This window comes from Paenibacillus sp. FSL H3-0286, assembly GCF_045040705.1.
GTDB classification, from domain to species: domain Bacteria; phylum Bacillota; class Bacilli; order Paenibacillales; family Paenibacillaceae; genus Paenibacillus_AQ; species Paenibacillus_AQ odorifer.
The window spans coordinates 5,286,336-5,307,183 of record NZ_CP150285.1; the positions used below are offsets into that span (position 1 = coordinate 5,286,336).

Annotated in this window: 11 protein-coding genes; 1 reads left to right on the forward strand and 10 read right to left on the reverse strand. The window is 45.8% G+C overall.

The window, feature by feature from the left end:
* Positions 1–28: 28 nt before the first annotated feature.
* The 8 genes from MHB37_RS23765 to MHB37_RS23800 all read right to left on the reverse strand — a co-directional run bounded on the left by MHB37_RS23765 (position 29) and on the right by MHB37_RS23800 (position 15,783).
* Positions 29–2,413 (reverse strand): glycosyl hydrolase family 95 catalytic domain-containing protein, encoded by a 2,385-nt coding sequence (locus MHB37_RS23765; RefSeq protein ID WP_405168595.1) that lies wholly within the window; start codon positions 2,411–2,413, stop codon positions 29–31.
* 11 nt (positions 2,414–2,424) lie between these two features.
* Positions 2,425–4,140, reverse strand: a complete 1,716-nt coding sequence (locus tag MHB37_RS23770; protein WP_081393648.1) for a right-handed parallel beta-helix repeat-containing protein — start codon at positions 4,138–4,140, stop codon at positions 2,425–2,427.
* Positions 4,141–4,206: 66 nt separating this feature from the next.
* Positions 4,207–5,340 carry an SGNH/GDSL hydrolase family protein gene (locus MHB37_RS23775; protein ID WP_076128927.1) on the reverse strand — a complete coding sequence of 378 codons (1,134 nt, stop codon included), beginning with the start codon at positions 5,338–5,340 and terminating at the stop codon, positions 4,207–4,209.
* 96 nt (positions 5,341–5,436) lie between these two features.
* Positions 5,437–7,062 (reverse strand): extracellular solute-binding protein, encoded by a 1,626-nt coding sequence (locus MHB37_RS23780; protein WP_076128949.1) that lies wholly within the window; start codon positions 7,060–7,062, stop codon positions 5,437–5,439.
* Positions 7,063–7,198: 136 nt separating this feature from the next.
* The gene (locus MHB37_RS23785; protein WP_036683268.1) at positions 7,199–8,101 is read right to left on the reverse strand and encodes a carbohydrate ABC transporter permease; all 903 of its coding nucleotides are present in this window, start codon (positions 8,099–8,101) and stop codon (positions 7,199–7,201) included.
* A 15-nt stretch (positions 8,102–8,116) separates the two neighbouring features.
* A complete protein-coding gene (locus MHB37_RS23790; protein ID WP_038574727.1) occupies positions 8,117–8,971 on the reverse strand; it encodes a sugar ABC transporter permease in 855 nt (284 codons plus the stop codon).
* A 349-nt stretch (positions 8,972–9,320) separates the two neighbouring features.
* Positions 9,321–11,531, reverse strand: a complete 2,211-nt coding sequence (locus MHB37_RS23795) for a helix-turn-helix domain-containing protein (protein ID WP_081387824.1) — start codon at positions 11,529–11,531, stop codon at positions 9,321–9,323.
* A gap of 337 nt (positions 11,532–11,868) precedes the next feature.
* Entirely contained in the window at positions 11,869–15,783 is a 3,915-nt protein-coding gene (locus tag MHB37_RS23800) for a X2-like carbohydrate binding domain-containing protein (protein WP_256715820.1), read from the reverse strand.
* 365 nt (positions 15,784–16,148) lie between these two features.
* Here MHB37_RS23800 and MHB37_RS23805 point away from each other — a divergent pair, with 365 nt between their 5' ends.
* Complete coding sequence (locus MHB37_RS23805) at positions 16,149–16,991, forward strand: hypothetical protein (protein WP_076191803.1); 843 nt, start codon at positions 16,149–16,151, stop codon at positions 16,989–16,991.
* A gap of 77 nt (positions 16,992–17,068) precedes the next feature.
* Here MHB37_RS23805 and MHB37_RS23810 read toward each other — a convergent pair whose 3' ends face one another.
* Entirely contained in the window at positions 17,069–17,296 is a 228-nt protein-coding gene (locus tag MHB37_RS23810; protein ID WP_405168596.1) for a hypothetical protein, read from the reverse strand.
* Positions 17,297–18,688: 1,392 nt separating this feature from the next.
* Positions 18,689–20,734, reverse strand: a complete 2,046-nt coding sequence (locus MHB37_RS23815; RefSeq protein WP_405168597.1) for a carbohydrate-binding protein — start codon at positions 20,732–20,734, stop codon at positions 18,689–18,691.
* Positions 20,735–20,848 lie beyond the last annotated feature (114 nt).

Here is a 20,848-nt window from a genome sequence, read left to right on the forward strand (position 1 = left end):
ACTGCTGTTCATACGCTTATAAAACGGATTATTGCTGATCACCAATGATAAGCTTGTAGGATTGTCCCGCGGTTGTAGCGAAACTTACCCTTCCTTCGGCGGAACGTTCACACTGTATATCCTGACTGCCACAGGTTACCTTAAGTGGGGTATCCATGCGGATCACACATTCTGTGCCCAGCAGGGAAGTGATCTGCGCTTCCACTAGCTTGCCGTTGTCCCACTGAATGCTGACTTCAAAGCCACCGCGGGCACGTAAACCTGCAACTCTTCCCTCCTGCCATTCATTCGGCAATGCAGGCAGTAGTTCGAGATAGCCGCGGTGAGATTGTAGCAGCATTTCGGCAATCCCGGCGGAGGCTGCAAAGTTGCCATCAATCTGGAACGGCGGATGCGCGCCGAGCAGATTGGCATAAACTCCGCCGTGATTATATTGCTCCGACTCCCCGTCCTTCACCAACCGCAACATGTTGGAGAGCAGACGCAAGGAACGGTTTCCATCCCGGAAGCGGCTCCATAAAGCGACTCTCCAGCCCAGACTCCAGCCTGTGCTTTCATCCCCGCGCCGCTCCAGCGAGGTTCTTGCCGCAGCAAATAGCTCAGGGGTCTCTTCTTCTGACAACTGGCGGCCCGGATAAATTCCAACCAGATGCGAGGTATGTCTGTGGTACATGTCCTCATCCTCAAAATCAGAGGACCATTCCTGCAGTTGCCCGTACTTGCCAACCTGCAGTGGCAATAGACGCTCACGGGTACTTTTCAGCTCTTCACGCAAAGCCTCATCCGTTCCAAGAATCACTGATGCCTCGATACAGTTCGTGAACAACTCCCAGATCAGTGATATATCCATTGTGGCACCCGGGCTGACCGCAGCCACACCCTCCGCTGTCCGGAATTTATGCTCTGGTGAAGTGGACGGGGAGGTCACAAGATTACCCTTGCCGTCGTCAATCAGCCAATCCAATGCGAACAGAGCCGCCTCCTTCATGACAGGATAAGCCGAAGTCCGCAAGTATTCAGTATCTCCGCCAAAAGCAAAATGTTCCCAAAGATGCTGGGTCAGCCAGATGCCGCCCATTGGCCAATAAGCCCAGCTTGGATCTCCATCGCCATAATCACCTACCGGTGCAGTGTGTGCCCAAAGATCCGAGTTATGATGAGCTACCCAGCCCCGGGTGCCATAGTTGGTCCGAGCGGTATCCGCCCCTCTCTTCGCCAGATTGCCGACGAAATCCAAAAGTGGCTCATGACACTCTGCCAGATTGCAAATCTCAGCGGGCCAATAGTTCATTTCTGTATTGATATTCAGTGTATAGTTACTGCTCCAAGGCGGACGAGTAGAGGCATTCCATATTCCCTGAAGATTGGCGGCCTGCGTTCCGGGACGCGAGCTTGCGATCAGCAAATAACGTCCGAAATGAAACAGCAGCTCAACTAGACCCGGATCTTGCGCGGAGTAAGTCGTAATCCGCTGCTCGGTTGACATTCCTTCCGGTGCCAGCGGCTTGCCCAGCCGAAGTTTCACCCGATCGAAAAGTGCCCGGTAATCAGTGATATGCGCTTGAAGCAGGCTGGTGTAAGACTTGCCTTGAGCACTTGCCAAGAAGGAGGCTGCAATGGTGGAGGCATCTTTTCCTTCAATTCCCGGGATTAGGTCATACCCGTTAAAACCTGTAGCCGCACTGAAATAAAAGGTTGCCGATGTCGCACCCAGCAAATGAATCCCACTGCCATCAACCGTTACTTGGCCGTCATCCGCCGTCACGGAGAGTTGTCCTTCGAAAGCCATTCCCTTGCTGCTGCCTGATTCACCGTATCGGATGGGATTGTCGCTCCCGAAATAGCTTGGATCTACATGCTCCGGTGCCGTTCCCGATAGAACATAGCTGTCACCTTGCGAATAAAGGTTGTGACGGAGTGGACTTTCCAGCGTGGCATGCACATTCAATGCGCCTGGCACACTTGCGGTCAAACGAAGAACAAGCAACTGATCAGGATGAGAAGCGAACATCTCACGGGTATAAGTAACATTGCCAATCTGATATTCAATGCGATGCAGCGCATTTTCCACATCCAATGTACGATGATAAGAATGATAGACGTTGCCATGTTCAAAACGAAGCAATAGATCACCAAAAGGTAAATAAGATTGAGTATACGGCCCCATCATTTCTCTGGTCAGCGTGTCCGCCTCAACATAACGGCCTTCTTGAATCAGCTGTCGCACCTTTGGCAGAACGTTCTTAGCACCGGGATTGTTACCCTCTTTTGGGTATCCTGACCAAAGCGTATCCTCGTTTAGACTAATTTTCTCCTGTTCCACACCACCGAAGATCATACCGCCCAGACGTCCATTCCCAATTGGAAGTCCTTCCGTCCATACATTTGCTGGCTTGTCATATTGAAGTTTCATACGCGCTCTCCTCACCATCTGTCATTTAATAAATTATCAGTAATTTCAACCTCACTGCAGGCATTTAATTCAATCGCATCATCAAGATTCGAAAGACTCGCCTCACCACTGCCTGCCAGAATTCCATTGCACTTAAAGACCAGTCCGCAGGTGCTCTTGGCACTAAGGGCCAACACATCAATACTTTCAAACTTGTTATTCGTGATGACAATTCTCTGGTGAACGGGAGCACGCTTATCTATCTCCACATTCTCCGGCGAAATAAAGATAACCGGATGCTTTTGACTTCCACATTCCAGAAAATGATTGCCGCTGATGATCACATCCTCCACCTTGCCGGATTCATACCAGGACTCAGCATCCACTGCAATCAGAATGGCATTCATATGCATCCGTTCAAAAATGTTACCCTTAATTTCCACTTTGCGCCGGGTTGTCACAAGAATACCGCGGGTGGGTACTCTCGCGAAGTGATTATTAGTGACTTCAACCTCTGGAGTCCAGGTAACATTCTCTATAACATCATGGCTGCCTATATCATCAGGAGCCGGATGAGCCAACGTCAACAAAAGCTCGCGTGGATTTAGCCGCTTCACTTCGACCACTTCATTAGCCGCATAAGTGGTCAATGAACCGGAGCGAACAAATTCAATTTCGTCCCCCGGATAGAAAGCCATGAATCCGTAGGTCTGATGATGCATGAACCGGACCTTTACTACATTCGCCGATGGCTGCTCTACGATCCGCAGATAAGTACCATGGACATTAACGGGATCGTCATGTGAACCGGAAAAATTACTATCGGCAATGATCACCTTTCCCCGGCAGCTAGACATGTGAATAAAGTCCGCAAAGCCTGTGACCGTTCGTCCCGTTTCCGGACGCGATGAGAGATCCATACGGCGGAAGCTGAGATTGTCGCTGAACTGGCCAACGATGCCAAGTCCATGCAGAAAATGTAGCCCAACATCGCTCAAGATGATGTTCGAGCTTTCCGTAATGAATACGCCCACCTGATCACGGATGCCGTCACGGCTTTGTAGAACATGCCCCGGAATAACCTCAGGCTGAAAATTAAAATGCAGACGGAGCTTCATCGGCTCCAGTTCCTCGACAGTGTCTGCCTGCTCCAGCCAGTTATCCATCCGCCAAGTCGTATTGCGCTGCGGATCATAAGTCTGCATTGGGCCTTCAGAAAAGCTCCAGCCCTCACCGATCCAGACCAACTTATCCTCCCTAATCTCATAACGTGAATCGGGATGTACTTGGACATCGAACGAATGGTCACCGCTTTCGGTAATCGTCATCTCCGTCACAGTTGGCCGGGCATAGTCGGTATGTAAATTACGGATCTCCACATTCTTGCAGCCATCCAGCAGGAGCATCGTTTGCTTGCCGTGAAAAATAAATAATGAACCATTGCCCTCCAGCGTTAAATTATATTGTCCCTTCAGCAAAATACCGATGGTTTTATTGACATCCCTGTTCTCTTCTTCACTGGCAGTATTAGAGATAAAATAAGGTTTGCGGATGGCCTCGTCCGGATAGAAATGATAGCAGCCCTTCGGGCAATCCAGTAGTACCGGACCGGGAATTTCAGCGACAGCCTGTATAGCCCGAACCATGGCTGGCTGCGCGTCTAAACCAGAATCCGGCAGCACTCCATAATCCGTCAGGCGGATTACAGCAGGAGCAGTTAAGGCGTTATTCTCAGCAGAAGTAATCATCGGCACCGCCTTTCTTTTTTTGTAAACGCTTAATATTTGGCAGTATAATCTCTCCGCTTAAAATAATCAATTGTGCAGCAGTTTCAGAATACGCAGACTGGTGCCTTTACTCTGTTCATCCTTCAGCCCCGTAATGCGTACTGAAACATGCAATTCTTGACGTTGTTCCTGGATCGGAAACATGGCGATAATAGGCCGAAAGGCAAGCGGACACCATTCATCGAATAAGTTCACAGCTTTATAAGAACTGCCATTTAGCGAATATTCAAAAATCCCGCTATCCGGTCCGTAGAGCAGCATCAAGCCTGCGCTTTGCCCGGTCACTGTAAAAGAAAAAACAGCCTCCTTGCTATGGGTATACAGATGCTCTGTTCCAAAACGCCAGTTCATCAGCGGATCTCCTGCAGCCAGTTCGCGAAGTTCGTAACCGTTCACAAGATCAGCCGCACGGAAATCAAGCAGGCTGCCGTATTCATAATTTTGCTCCGCCAAAGGTGGAATATCTAAAGAGCTTTCGCTACTCAAATTCGTCTTGTTAGGAACAAGCGCTGTCTCCAGATACTCTCGCAAAAAAGAGGCATACAGCGCATGACCTTCATCATTGGGATGATATCCATCCGGTGCCAGCTTAGTCCACTCCATTTGTTCCGCCTCTAGCTGCGCATAGACTCTAGCTGCAAAATTAACAGAGGGAAGCTGATAATGTTCAGCTACTTCTTCATGGACAGCAATATTAAAGGGATTGCTCCCGGAGAGATTCTTCTCTGCTGCTGTATACAAAAAGCAAATATCAGTGCCCGGTGACAACCGCCTGCATTGGCGGACAATGCCCTCCATCCCTCTAATGGATTCTTCCCGGTCATTGCCGTCATTGACGCTAAATTCAACGAATAACAAATCAATTGTGCCCTGCTGCAGGACATGCTCCTGTAATCGATGAGCACCTAAAGTTGAGTTCGTCCCCCCCACTCCCGCGTTGATGAAGCGGAACTCCTGATCCGCAAACCGCTCCTGAAGATACTTACCAGTGAGTGCTCTCCAGCTATATGTGTCTGCTTCGGAAGCACCTGCCCCCTCCGTAATTGAGCCGCCTAAAAAGGCAACGGTTACAGTCCCTTTTTCCGTAAGCCTGCCGTTAATTTGAGGTAGTCCACGGCGCGGAACTACAAATGAATGATTGCAATGATTCTCGTCTGTCATAACTCAACCTCCATCCACAAAAACCCATATTTTCCCCTGAAATCAAGAAATCAGGTGCGGGGTCTATCATACAGCACCTGATTCTGATTTCAATATTTATTTTTTTGAAGTATCATAAGCCTTTTGTAAAATTTCGAGATAACGGTCAAGCTTCAAGTTCTGCAATCCCTTTACATAAGCGTCCCAGTCCTTGTTCAGATCCTTGTTGCCTGTGATGAATTGCAGCTCATTTTGTTCGATGTAATTTTTCAAATTTGTCTGCAGCAAGCTGGCTTCATCAATCTCACTTGGATCAATCCAGATCGACCAGATGGGGAATAACTCTTTAGGCTCATGACCTTCGTATAGCAGAGTCGCATCATACAGTCTACGTTCATAACCATCAGAAGCAAAGATGTCGGTACCTTGAACGTAAGTATCACGGTATTCTTTAGGCTCATAGAAGTGAGCCATACCACTCCAGCCTGCATTACGTGGTGCTGCGCCTTCTTCACCTGGAATTAGTTTGATCATCGGTTTAACATCTTTACCCAACGCCACATCGCCTTCAACCGGATCTGTCCAATCGGTTCCCTTCAGGCCAGCTGCGCCATTCGTTTGGCCTTCTGGTGTAAACATATAATCCACCATCTTGATCAGTGTAATTTGTGCTTCTTCACTTGCTTTGTTTGTGATCACGAATTTTGCACCCGGGACTACGCCGCCTCCATCATGAGTCGCATAGGAAATTCCTTGAGGTCCCGAAATCGGAGGCAGCGGGTTGTAATGTGCTGAACGGGTATTCCCCGGGTCGATGTTTACGAAGATCGCTGGGTGCATACCTGCACCTGCACCTAGAATTTCTGCATCAGCATTTTCACCGATTTTCTTAAAAGCTTCCGCGTTTTGTGTAAAGGCACCCGGATCAATCAACCCTTCGTCAAACAGGGATTTAATATAGGTCAATCCTTCTTTCCACTCCGGAGTAATGGCAGCAGATTGCACCTTTCCATCCTTCATGTTCAGGTAATTACGATCATCATCATAAACAAATGCGTTCATCAAGAAAGGTACGATCCGTACGCCGAACTCCTCGATGGAACCGCTTAGCGGCACTTCATCGGCTTTGCCATTGCCGTTCGGGTCTTGCGTTTTAAAGGCTTTCAGTACATTTTTGAAATCCTCAGTGGTCTTCGGCATCTCCAAGTTAAGCTTTTTCATCCACTCAGTATTCAGCCACATTTTGCTAGGATAGGAACAGTGGAAACATTCTGTATAAGCTACAAGTCCGTAAATGTTGCCATCAGGTGCAGTATTAAGCGTTCTTAGGTCAGAGTTCTTTTCCATGGCTGCTTTAATATTTGGAGCATATTTATCAATCAGATCATTTAGAGGAATGAGTACACCTTGCTTACCGTATTTCAGTAGATCGGCCTGTGAGAATTGATCAATATAGTGAGTAAGCAGGTAAGCATCCGGATAGTCACCACTCGCCAGTGAGATCTGGCGTTTTTCCTGAGCACCATCCGATGGGTTGATCTGCCAGTTGAATTTGAAATTAAATTTCTCTTCTACATGTTTTGTGAATTTATTGGTCGGAAGGTCGATGCCGGATTCCTGAACTGAGAACACGCTGATCTCAACCGGCTTGCCAGACGAACCCGAACCAGAACCCTGCTGCGTGCTGGATGCGTTATCTGTATTTTTATTTGCACATCCGCTAATTACAACCGTAAATGCCATGACCAGAATTAGTAAAGTAATCAAGCTTTGCTTCTTCAAATATTATCACTCCCTTTTGTAATTTAGCAGGTGATACGATGATACCTTAAGTGTGTACTCCGGGCATACCTCCTTTCCAAAAAAGAGACTCCTAAGATCAACCCTTGACGGAACCAACAAGCATCCCCTGTACAAAATAACGCTGTACGAAAGGATAGATAACAAGTACCGGCAAGGTGGCAATCACAATTAAGGAATACTTCAGCAGCTCGGAAAGCTGTTGTTTCTCGACCAGTTTCCCCACGTCCATGGCCCCACCAGCGCTGTTGTTCTGAATGATGATGCTTCGCAGGACAAGCTGTAAGGGGAACAAATCTGCTGATTTCAGATAAATCAACGCATCGAAATAGGCATTCCATTGACCTACCGCGTACATAAGCACCAACACTGCGAGAATCGGCTTGGATAAGGGAAGCACTACGCTCCAGATGAATCTCATATCACTACAGCCGTCGATTTCACTAGCTTCCAAAAGCTCCTCCGGAATCGAGGATTGAAAGAAGGAGCGGGCAATAATGACCTGCCAGACCCAAATGGCGTTCGGAATCAGCAGCGCCCAGCGAGTGTCGATCAGATGCATCTCCTTCACTACCAAATAGGTGGGAATTAGCCCCCCACTGAAGATCATGGTGAAGGTAATGATCATCATCAGTGTATTTCGTCCGAAAAAACCTTTTCGAGACAGCGGGTAAGCGATCATGACCGTTAAAGTTATACTAATCAGCGTTCCCGCTGCGGTGTAGAAAATTGAGTTTCCATAACCAGTGATAATCTCAGGCGTATTCAGCAATACTTTGAAACCCTTGAAGGATATATCTACAGGCCAGAGCCAGACACGACCAGAGGTCACGGCTGCCGGACTACTGATTGAGCTGCTGATGATAAAAATAAGCGGATAAAGTACAGCGATTACCACAAGAGTAAGCACGATATAGATTGTGATCAGGAACGCTTTGTCGCCGACGGATTCTTTAATCTTTTTTTGAACTGCTGCTGCCATAGATGAGCTCCTTTCCTACCAGATGCTGTTCTTAGTGATTCTTTTCGCCAGACCGTTTACTGTAAATAAGAGAACCAAGTTGATGATGGAGTTGAACAGGCCCACCGCAGTTGCAAAGCTGTAATTGGCATTCAACAGGCCGACCCGATAGACATACGTGGCAATGATCTCAGAATTAACGAGGTTAAGCGGGTTCTGTAGCAGGTAGACTTTTTCAAAGCCAATCGCCATTACATTCCCTACATTCAGAATCAGAATGATAACGATGGTTGGCACAATCCCTGGCAAATCGACGTGGCGGATTTTTTGAAACCGCGAGGCTCCATCAACTTTGGCAGCTTCATAAAGTGTTGGGTCTATCCCTGCAAGCGCTGCCAAATATACGACTGCACTGTAGCCCGCTGTCTGCCAAATATCAGACCACACATAAATCGAACGGAACATGCCGGGTTCACCTAGGAAGTTAATAGAATCCAGTCCGAAGAAGTTGAGTGCAATGTTGGCAAAACCGAGCCGAGGGGCCAGAAAGAGCATAACGATTGACACCATGACAACCGTCGAGATGAAATAAGGGGCAAACGATACAAGCTGAACGAATTTCTTAAACCTTCCTCCCCGTACCTCATTAATCATGAGCGCAAGAATAATCGGGATTGGAAAACCCGCCAGCAGCTGATAGCCACTAAGCATAATAGTATTCTTGAGCAGTGTCCAAAACTGCGGATTCTCAAAGAAGAGCTGGAAGTTTTTAAATCCGACCCATGGACTTCCCCATATCCCTTTTATGACGTTATAGTCCTTAAAGGCTAGGACAGTGTTCAGCATCGGATAATACTTGAAGATGATAAAAAACAGCAAAGGCGGAATCACAAGCAGATGTAACTGCCAGTGCTTTTTTATGCTTTTGCGAGCATTTTGTAAGAATACGGGGCCTTTGCTTTTCGGCAACGACTTGCGATGTAGTACTAATTCTTTCTCCAGAACAATTCCCCCTAAGCAGATGTCTGTGATTTGTGATAGCGCTTTCTACGGATTGATCATAGATGACTTTTATCTCCAAAAGAAAGGTACACTTGGGTGCTTCAGCGTACAAATCGCCCTATCTGAGGAGCACAAAATAGCAGTAGAACGGCCATTTTTCCGAATTGCCGGGTTGAAATCAGAAAAAGACTGCATCATCCAAAGTGGACAGTGCAGCCTTATGTTATGGCATATTTTTTTATTCATCCACAGATTGTCTATAGGCACTCGGGGAGACACCCATCAACCTTTTGAATGCGCGTCTGAAGGAATGTGAACTGTTGTAGCCCACCCGCACGGCAATCTCATCCACCGTTAATCCGCTCTCTTTGAGCAGGATGATGGCCTGATCCATTCTGACTTTTATCAAATGGTCGGAGAAATTAACACCCGTGACCTCTTTAAACAGCTGGGAAATGTATTTTTCCGGCCGCTCCACCTGTTCCGCCACCCGGTAAAGGGTTAGTTCCGTATCCGAATAGTTTTTTGCTGTGTAGTCCTTAATCTGCTTGATGATTTGAATATGAATATCTTTCTTTTTATTCGCAATGAGTCCGCACAGCTCTTCCATAATGTCAAAAAATTCGTTCTGGATCGTCTCAAGCGACTCTGATGAGCCAATGTCTATGACCCGCCGTTTGACACTCTCGATATCTGAATATTCGGTAAATGCCTTTTGATCCAATAGCTTGAGAAAAGTCCCCTTCATTTCCCCGACAAGCTGGTGCTTCATTTCGATGGATAATTCTCGCTGCTCCATATTCTGAGCAATAATCGCACGCACAATCCGTTTGGCTTCCTCAAGCTCTCCGGCTCGAATCGTGCTGATTAACCGTTGCTCCGAATCCAGCGGATAATAATAAGTTGTATTCTCAATTTGAGCTTCACTGCTCCAGATAATCCCTTTTTTATTCATATAAACAGCATATTCCAGTGCCTGCTTCGCTTGATCATACGAAAGGCTAACCTCTGTTACCTCTGTGAATAGATCCCCGAAGCCCGCCAGAATGGTAATGCGGTACTCATTAAAGACATTTGTAGCGAGCTCCTCCATCGTCTGGGTGATATTCGCTGCTTCCTGTTCCTTGTCAGCTCCGTCTTCCCTAGAAAAGAACAGCGTTACAACTTTATCAGAGCCCATATCCGTCATCAAGACATCCACGCCAAGATCAGCCAAGGTCTGTTTCAGCAGCAGCCGGGAAGCACTCAGCTCGTTCAGAATTTCAACACTGTCCATACCCGCATAACCGTTAATCTGAACAATTCCTACGTAGCCAGTATTCTGATTCATGCTGATATCCGCCTGTTTGGCGGCAGAGATAATTTCATCCCGCGTTTTGAATTCGCCGGCAATCAGCCGTTTCAGGAAGGCATCTCGAACCAGAGGAAGCTGGCGGTTAAGCTCGGACTCGAGCAGCTTATTTTTGGTAATCATATCGGCTATATTGCCGCTCAAAAAGTCAAATTCATTTCTCTCCGAGGCTTCTTCTTTGCCGAATTGCTCCTTCATGACACTGAGCATACGGTTGATTGGCGCGCTGTTACGGTAAGCTAATATCAGTCCGGCAATCAAACCGATAATTAGAGTGCCTCCCGTAATTTGTATGGAGATTCTCTTGATTTTGTTAGCATTCTCCATCAAAATATCTTGAGGAATCCCGGTCTGATACACCCAGCCATTGGAATCGGAACGGGTAGTAATCACCAGATCATCCTTATAAAACTGACTGACCTTGTTCTTATCAAAAGCTGGATCGTCGAGCATTTTGACCATTTTCTGCTCATCACTTCCTTGCAGAACAATCGTATTCCCTTTAGCATCACTAATATGCACCCAACCCCCATATCGCTCGGTCAGGCCTGAAAGCAGGCTGGAAATATTTTTTTCATCAATAATCACTACTGCGACAGCCGGCGAGGAATCATTAAAGCTATCCAAGGGGAGTGACTGCATATAGGTAATGACCGAGGTTTGCATCCCCCTGCTGACAAAATCACTGAGTGGCTTGATCTCGCTGCGGTGGGTTGTCTCAAGCACTTCTTTTCTCCAATCCTGTAACGAAAGATCCTTATAGTTGAAATTAGAATAGTAATGCTCCGGACGATAGGTCGAACCTGGGGTTAGGATAAGATTATAGTTGGCTAGGTAAATATAATAGTTTTGCAAAAAATCATTAGTCTGGCCGAAGGTCAAAACATTCCGCATCGTTTTCCAAATCCCATACACATTCGTCTCATTTTCACTTTCATTCATAAGAACATTTAGCTCCTGGTTGACCGCCAATTGCCTGGTAAAGCCTTCAACCTCCGCCATACGGCGCTCCAATATCTCCTGACTTTTCTGAAGCTGAGTGACTCCATTCTCAATCGAGATGGACTGTGTCACGGAGATCGAGGTTAGATAGGACATGTACCCGCCAATGCTGGGTATGACCAAAATGACCACATAAGAGATTAGAAATTTACGAAAGATATTGGAATATTTCAGCGTAGTTAGCCTCCCTTAGTATGACATTTCGATAGCGCTATCATTACCATAGATTAAAACATTTTGCTTCATAGTCAAGGGTTTGAACTCACTTCACCCTTCTGCACCTCTTCAGAAATGGAAAAAAACAGCGATCTACGCCGTTATCACTGCCTTTTATCGGCAATTCCGATATTTTATCTATAGTGCGTGGCCCTCCTGTCATTTAGAAAAAAGGGGCCAGTAACGGCCCCCCTTCTTCAATGCTTTGGCTAGACAATTAGTTCTTCTTCTGATCTCTGGCCTCTGATCCAGATGTAAAGACATGATCCGTCGAAGCTTCTTCAATGTCGCCGAAGGCCCAATGCGTTGCCGGAACATCTGCCCACTGTGGATTTGTTACATTGGTTAGAGGACCTCTGCCCAAAGCCCTATTCATAACCACAACAGCTTCGGCACGAGTAAGCTTGGCATTAGGACGGAAAGTCCCGTCATTATAACCAGTCAAAATGCCCGTACCTTGGGCTTGCAAAATCGCCGCCTGTGCCCAATGTCCATTGATGTCAGAGAAACCGGAGCCCTTCTGCGTCGAATCCGTTCTAAGCAGGGTCACCAGACTGGCCATTTCTGCACGCGTCAATGGTTGATTAGGTTTAAAGGTGCCATCGCTGTAACCCTTCATTAGTCCCATCTTCGCTGCTTTGGTTATGGCATCAGCACCCCAGTAACCAGAAGGCACATCACTGAACACAACCCCTGCTCCAGTAGCCTCCTTCTCAGCAACATTGGCAAGAATCGTTGCCATCTCAGCACGCGTAATTTCGTGCTCCGGCTGGAAGAACCCACCCGGATAACCTTTGATATATGCGGTATGACGGATCGGATTAGGCCCGCCATTCCCTGCAGATCCATCCTCATTTCCAGTTGCCGGAGTTGGCGTCGGAGTCAGGGCAGGTGTAGAAGATGGCTGAGCTGGAATGTATGAGCCACCCGAATCCGTTGATGTTGGTGTTGGTGTCGGTGTAGAAGTTGATGTCGGTGTCGGACTTGGCGTTGGTGTCGGAGATACAGCAGGACTCGTTGAAACTGTGAATTTCAATTGATCCGTCAGCATGAAATCACCAGATTTCTTCACAGCTTTAAGCGTGTGTATCCCGCCCTCCAATCCCGAAATACTATAAATTCCCTGACGGGTCAGGCGGCTCTGACTATACGCATTCACGGTTTGGACCCGTTGTCCATCCACATAAATATCCATATCACCTTGCTCTGGACCCATAGGTGTGATCAGGCTGATTCCGGTACCCTTGAAGGTATATTCAAAGAAATCACCGTCCACTGATGTGGAGTGAACATCGTTAAGATAATCTCCCTCCACAGTAAACTTAAGGTTCAGCGTCCCCACTGGCTGTGCAGCAAGATAAGATTTATTCAGTGTAACACGGTTACCTGCTACTGAATAATCAGTCCCGAGAACCAGATCATATAATCCGTTAGTAATACCGGCAAAGCTTTCCGCTTGCTGCAGCAATGTCACCTCAATATCTTCCTGAGCGGAAGCAGCTTTATCAAAGCTGGCAGCGATCGGATTAATCATATTCGGAATTTCTACCTTAAGCATATCAAGGAGCATAAATCTGCCTGATTTCTTCACAACCTTGAGCGTGTGCATTCCATCCGGTAAGCCAGAAATGCTGTAAAGGTTCTGAAGTGACATTTGTCCATGATGATAGGCACTGACGGTTTCCTTAAATTGATCGTCAACATATATATCCATATCACCCTGTGACTCATCTACCTCTGTGAACAGCTGAATCCCCGTTCCTCTGAAGGTATATTCAAAAGAATCACCATTCTGCTCCGTATATTGCACATCGTCTTTATAGTCACCCAATCCTCTGCCACTGCTGCGGTTCCAAGTGCCATTGTACTTAACTGTTGAATCATCGTTATTAATCATCACATAACGAATGCCTGTAGAATCACTAATTTGTATCGACAGGGTCTGTGGATCACCAGTGTTAAAAATGAAAATCAAGTCGGTTGTGCCTGCCGGCTGCTGCGCAAGGTATTGCTTATGAATGGTCAATTTATCATTCGTCACCGTAAAATCGTCTTCCGATAGTGCCTCGCCATTATTTTCAATACCGCTCAGTGTATTACCATTCAAATTCAGAGTGACAGTAACATCCTCTTGTTGTTCTATTGCTTGGTCGAATCGAGCAGATGTCGGAGTAATGGTACTATTCTGTTCTCCTGCTGGAGTTTCTGTAGTCACCTTAAATGCGTCAAGCAGCATAAAATCACCTGAGCTTTTGACCACTTTAAGCCTGTGAGAGCCGTTAGCCAGTCCTGAGACACTGTACAGATTTTGCTGTACCTCTCTTGATCCAGTTTTATAAGCACTAACGGTCTGTGCAGCCTCATTGTCCAGCGTAATAATCATATCTCCCTGAGATTCATGCTTTTCGGTCAGCAGGTCAATGCCAGTGCCCGTAAAGGTGTACTCAAAGGAATCCCCGTTCTTCTCGGCATAATGCACATCGTCTCTATAATCACCCAATCCTCGAGATGAGCTTACCTGCCATGCGCCATTATATTTAATGCCGCTGTCATTATCATTAATGTAAACTACATTGGTGACCGTTGCCTTGTTCGCAGCAGACGAATTCTCAGACGGGTCAGTCCCATAGTACGTAACATCCGATTGTGAAGCCATCGACGGAGCAGACGAGGAATCCTTGATCGTAATGCTCAAATCTTGCTTTCCTTCTAGCAGCTCTTTGCCGCCATTACGCTTCCAATCCCCGCTGTAGCGCATACCTGTATCATCATCATTGACTGTAGAGGTGCCACCTAATGCTGTAACTTTAAGCATCCGTGACGCATGAGGTTCAAGTATCCCTCCGCTAAATTCCTTCTCAAAGTCTCCCAGCTCAGTGTGACTCCATAAATCGCGAACGGAAGCCGGGCCTTCAAGGCCGAGATCACTCCATTTGACTTTCACCTCCGCACTCCGACTGCCCAGATTGAACAGAGCTACGCTGTAAGTGCCATCTCCATTATTGGCATACCAAACCTGCTGCTGGGTATCCATAGATACCGGATGGCCTGGACGTCCTGCCTGATTTACGGCAATTACCTCATCATTGGTAAGCAATTCTAGACCATAGCTGTCCAGCCTAGTCATGTCATTCCCTGTATACAGTGGTACGGAAGAGATTGACCAGAATGTCATCGCGGATTTCCGCTCGTCTTTGGTCAGACCATCCATAGATCCGTTACCAACGTTCAGCGAATCAAAATCATTCCAACCCCCAGGACCTGCATCCCTCCACCAAAGTGCTGCTTTGGGGAACAAGCGGGAAATACTCGGCCAGGCTGTCAGCCCACTGCCATCGTAAGCTTCCACATCCCAGTCAATTCGCCAACCGTTGGCATACTTTTTCCAGAAATCCACGTAATTGTGATCGAGCGCCCAGGACAGCTCAAACCAGATGTTATTTCTGTCAAAAGCCTTAGACCATGCCTCAACATCGCCGCGCGCATCACGGCTCAAGTTATCAATCCCCGAGCCAGGAGTCACGCTGTCAAATTTGACGAAATCAATGCCCCACTCGCCAATCATATCGGCAATAGAATCCACATACTTCTGGGCACATGGATTCGTGAAATCAATTTTATAAGTGTAGGAATTCCAATAATCCATAATGGTAAGCGGCTTGGCTGTAATGTCCTGTATGCGGCATTGGCCACCAGTCCCGTAAATCTCAAGATTCCGATTATAGGCATCGATGGATACCCCCGGAATCATATAGATTCCAATTTTCTGTCCATTATTATGAACATAGTCGATGACCTCTTGAAATCCGTTAGGATATAAGGTCTCACTTGGAATCGGTCTGCCGTATTCATCCATGTCGCCATTCCAGCCCGCATCAATATTGATGTATTCATATCCATGGGCTTGCAACTTCTCATGCATAACATCCGATTGTTTCTTAATGCTTTCGGCCGAAGTCCAGTTACCTGCACCGTCGTACACCTGCATGCTGTAACTGCTCCAGCCCATATACGGCTTTTGCGCCATACTTTTCTCAGCTGCTAGTGCCACATTGCCCTGCGTTCCTGTGAAACCGAACTGCGCTGCTGCAATTATAAATACCAACAGGCTCATTCCCAGCTTTTTTCCCATTCGCTTCAAATTATCCTTACCCCCTCATGAAATGTGGTTAAAATTTCTTTGATAGCGCTTTCTTTACGGGATGATCATAAAGGAAGAACGAGTTCCACGATAGGTACATTTCCGCATTTTACGTACAAATAACCCAAAAACAAGGGGACAAATGAACAACGGAACAAACATTATTCCTCCAACACTAGAAACTTAAGGAAGATAATGTGAGCTGGATGTATTTTGAAAATTATTAATAAAGACCCTTTTGACCTTATGTAACGTGATGGAAATCACATGATTTAATGTAAAATAAATGAATAATTTAGAAATGAAATACAATTATCTTAATCGATGCATGATATGCTCTAGAAAGGGAGATAGGATTGAAGTTGGATTTGGAAGAGTTGAATGTGGATTCCTTGATTCAGATGCTTAAGGCATCATTTTCATTTGAGAATTGGGATGCCATGATTGAAATTGCAGACAAGCTACACGAACAAATTTCCATCATATATGAAAACAATAGTAACCTCATAAGAGGTCCTAAACTGAAGCGGAGTATCCCCTATTATTTTGGATATAGCTCATGCGCAAAAGGTATAGCACTACAAAAGTCCGGTAAGTTTGACGAGGCAAAACTATGTATTCAGAAGTATGCTGACCTTGGCTGGATAGGAGGTTTAGATGAAGAGGCCATTTATGAAGTCGAATATTACCGCAATATAGCAAAGGCCAATTCATACGTTATCGATCTGCTGGAAGGCAAAATGGGAGTGCTACATAAATACGTTGAGTTTATTAGAAAAAGTGATGATGAAGAATTATTGCCGGGACTCATTACAATCTTAGAATCTTCGATAATACATGATTATTCCGTTGATTGGATTCTGAAGGAATTCAAAATCAATGTTGATGACATAGGAGAACATGAGACTATTGTGAATATCAAATACCATGAGGATTACATTTATTTGCTGGCGATGTATTACTATAAACAAGAGAATATGTACGATACAATCAACACTATTCTAGAAATCTTGTTATTAAGCATCAAGCTAGACGATGATACAGGCTTCAAAAAATCAGCAGCGCTCTTTGAACTCCTTAGAGACCACGCCGATCAATCACAACTCAAAGTGCATCACAACATCATGAAAACAATAATCGAAAAAGAGTTTACCAGGTCCTTCAGCTCGCGAATCGAGTTCAGCAAAATACACAGTTAAGCATCACGGAGGTCGTCGTTGATCGGATTATAAAGTTGGTTATAAAAAAGGAGTGGTTCTCCGGTTAATGGGGGGAATCACTCCTTTAGGGTGTATTGGTCCCGGTCCATACGGTGCATTCTGCGGGATTTATCCCGTTCCTTTCGCCACATTCGCTCGATCAGCTGCATTCTGCGGGATTTATACCGTTCATTTCTCCGTATTCGCCCGATCGACTGCATTCTACGGGATTTATACCGTTCATTTCCCCGCATCCGCCCGATCAGCTGCATTCTGCGGGATTTATACCGTTTATTTCGCCACATACGCTCGATCAGCTGCATTCTGCGGGATTTATACCGTTCATTTCACCGCATTCGCTCGATCAGCTGCATTCTGCGGGATTTATACCGTTTATTTCACCGTATATGCTCGATCTGGTGACATTCGCTCGATCCGCCATATTCTAGGGCATTTTTGCCTCTCTTTTCCCCACATTCGCTCGATTCGCCACATTCTAGGGCATTTTTGCCTCTCTTTTCACCACATTCGCTCGATTCGCCACATTCTAGGGCATTTTTGCCTCTCTTTTCCCTGCATTCGCTCGATCCGCCACATTCTAAGGTATTTATGCCTCTCTTTTCACCACATTCGCCCGATCCGCCACATGCTAGGGCATTTATGCCTCTCTTTTCGCCACCTTCACTCGATCCGGTACATTCTGCGGGATTTATACTGTAGATTTCTCCGTATTCGCCCGATCAGCTACATTCTGCGGGATTTATACCGTTCATTTCACCACATTTGCCCGATCAGCCGCATTCTGCGGGATTTATACCGTAGATTTCTCCGTATTCGCCCGATCAGCTGCATTCTGCGGGATTCATACCGTTCTTTTCGCCACATTCGCTCGATCAGCTGCATTCTGCGGGATTTATACCGTTCATTTCTCCGCGTTTTGCTCGATCCGGTAACATCCACTCCATCCGCCACATTCTAAGGCATTTTTGCCTCTCTTTTTGCCACATCCGCTCCATCCGCCACAATCTAAGGCATTTATGCCTCTCTTTTCACCACTTCCGCTCGATCCGCAACATTCTAAGGCATTTATGCCTCTCTTTTCGCCGCATTCACTCCATCCGCAACATTCTAAGGCATTTTTGCCTCTCTTTTCACCACTTCCACTCCATCCGCCACATTCTAAGGCATTTATGCCTCTCTTTTCGCCACATCCACTCCATCCGCCACAATCTAAGGCATTTATGCCTCTCTTTTCACCACTTCCGCTCCACCCACCTCATTCTAAGGCATTTTTGCCTCTTTTTTCACCACATCCACTCCATCCGCCACATTCTAAGGCATTTTTACCTCTCTTTTCGTCACATCCGCTCGATCCGCCACATTCTAAGGCATTTTTGCCTCTCTTTTCGCCACTCCCACTCCATCCCCCACATTCTAAGGCATTTTTGCCTCTCTTTTCGTCACATCCGCTCGATCCGCCACATTCTAAGGCATTTTTGCCTCTCTTTCCGCTACATCCGCCCCATCCACCTCATTCTAAGGCATTTTTGCCTCTCTTTTCGCCACTTCCGCTCCATCCGCCACATTCTACGGTATAACTCCCGCTCCCTTTTCGCCGCTTCTGCTCCAGCCGAGACCTCTCTGCCCGCCCCAGCATAAAGTTTTTTCACTCCCCCTCAGAACCTCGCTTAATAAAATCACTTAATAAACTTGAACCCATTAAGATTCAATAAATATCCGCTAGAACCGGTAAATTTTAGATATACATTATGCGTGCCGGTGGCGCCGCTGATTGCACATGTTTTAGTCACCCAGGTCTGCCAGCCGCCTGTTCCCGCTACCGGACAAGTTCCAACCAGAGTTCCAGTTGAGCTGTCCAGTCTAATTTCGATAGTTCCTCCCGATGTACCGCTCGCTACTCTTGCTTCGAAACTTGTGGGTCCGACGCTTCCAAAGTTAACATTATTAAACGCGATATAATCGCCATTCTCTATATAGCCGACATTCTGACCGCCTTCGGAACTCGCTTCATTTTTCACACCAGACATGCTGGTATAACGTTCTGCTTCGATCGTCGAATAGGCATCATAATAATTTGTTTTTAACCACTCCGCAGTGTTCCAAGAAACTTTTGAGACCCCGGCATATTGATTTACTGTGGAGACAACGCCAGATAGAGGAACTGTTTTATAAGCATAAGGCAATTGCTCGTTATACCCATAAGTGAATGTAAAAGGTGTAGATGGCGGGTTTGATTTACTCATATTTTCAATTCCGACTATTGATGATGACCAAGCCCACTGGCCAATGGTTGCTTTGTTATTCCAATTCATTCCGCTAGTAAAGGCATTAACGCCATTATTATCCCAACTGCTGCCTGTATAGGTTGTTCCGCTACTAGTTGTTACTGTAGAATTTACAATTAAACTATGGTTCATCGCATCCTTAAACAATACGTCAAAAGGAGCATTCATATTGGCGGTATCATCCCCTTGACGCTCCGCACCAATCAGCGGTTCATTAAAAGCATTATAGACATTGGTGTCCCCCGCTATAGAAGCTCCATTTCTGGCGTTCATTCCACGCGATAATTTATCATGGCCGTATTTGGAGATTGCAGTAACGCTGTCGAGTACATTCTGATGTGTAGAGTTATCAAAAGAATTATTAAATAGATGCCCGACTCCTTGACGAATCATTGGCAGACGCGACCCAACATTTGTATAACGATTGTATGCTAAAGTTAAGCGAAGTCTTTGATTTCCATCTTTAATTTCCACACCGTTAGAACCCACATAATTCGTATAATCCTTGTCACCCGATCCTACCAAATGAACTTTGGAGTGATAGGCGGCATAAGCCATAATTTGATTTTTGGTAGCCCCTTCGTTACGCATTTTATAATAAAGGCTGGTGGAGGAGTTCAGTGATCCTGTTGCATATTTTTGCTCCATATATTCAATTGACTTATAAATAGAGCTACTAGTCGCTAGATTTTGAGCTGCCGCTAGACCAAATTCGTTCCAAGAATAAGTTACATTCGTTGAACCATTTTCCATATCAATCATTCCATCCGCGGCTATCGAAAACTTACAGTGGTCTATCCATACATTGTTTGCGCCATTTACCTTGATAAAAGTCCAGCCTACCTCTTTGTGCTCACCTGTATCATCCCATTGCCACATTTCATCAAAATTGAGATTTCTAATGACAATATCGTTCACTGAGCTCTGCAATTTTAATTCTGCGTGTTTAATAGTTTTACCTGAAGCTGAAAAAATCGTTAATCCATCAATATTGGCTATGCTTAATTTGGATACACCGGAGGTTATTAAGAGTGGGTTCGTGAATCCGTTTGATGGATCAGGATATTTTGTAACAAAGCTATATTTTGAAATTTCAGTAGAATTTAGTGCTAATTCAGTCCACCCTAAGTTTAGATTATCTGTAACTTCAATAACTTTTACAGCACCACTGCCTGCATCCAAGATTGCTTGTAAAAACTCTCGGCCACTGCTGACCGTTCGATAATATGAGGTACCTGCATAACTGCTTCTATCTTTTACACCTAATGATGCAAAACCAGGAACTGATAAAAAACTGCTGTCATAACCCTGCTCAACCTTAGACGCGTTAGGAATTGTATTTACCGCTGCCGCCTCTGCTTTGCCTGCTAGATTAGAACAAGTTAGAGTCACCAATAAACTTCCCAGCATTAAACTACGTAGCACTTTTTTAATCATTTGATCCGATCCCTCCTACTTATTTTAGTGAAACGACCTTACCTGAATGATCACCCCCTTTAATGAAAGCGCATCCAATTATCATATAAAAAGATCCCCTCCGATTGACTGTGA

Coding starts and splice junctions, on each gene's coding strand:
- MHB37_RS23765 (WP_405168595.1), bottom strand. CDS start 2,413: ATGAAACTTCAATATGACAAGCCAGCAAATGTATGGACGGAAGGACTT.
- MHB37_RS23770 (WP_081393648.1), bottom strand. CDS start 4,140: ATGATTACTTCTGCTGAGAATAACGCCTTAACTGCTCCTGCTGTAATC.
- MHB37_RS23775 (WP_076128927.1), bottom strand. CDS start 5,340: ATGACAGACGAGAATCATTGCAATCATTCATTTGTAGTTCCGCGCCGT.
- MHB37_RS23780 (WP_076128949.1), bottom strand. CDS start 7,062: ATGGCATTTACGGTTGTAATTAGCGGATGTGCAAATAAAAATACAGAT.
- MHB37_RS23785 (WP_036683268.1), bottom strand. CDS start 8,101: ATGGCAGCAGCAGTTCAAAAAAAGATTAAAGAATCCGTCGGCGACAAA.
- MHB37_RS23795 (WP_081387824.1), bottom strand. CDS start 11,531: ATGTCCTATCTAACCTCGATCTCCGTGACACAGTCCATCTCGATTGAG.
- MHB37_RS23800 (WP_256715820.1), bottom strand. CDS start 15,783: ATGGGAAAAAAGCTGGGAATGAGCCTGTTGGTATTTATAATTGCAGCA.
- MHB37_RS23810 (WP_405168596.1), bottom strand. CDS start 17,296: ATGTGGCGAAATAAACGGTATAAATCCCGCAGAATGCAGCTGATCGGG.
- MHB37_RS23815 (WP_405168597.1), bottom strand. CDS start 20,734: ATGATTAAAAAAGTGCTACGTAGTTTAATGCTGGGAAGTTTATTGGTG.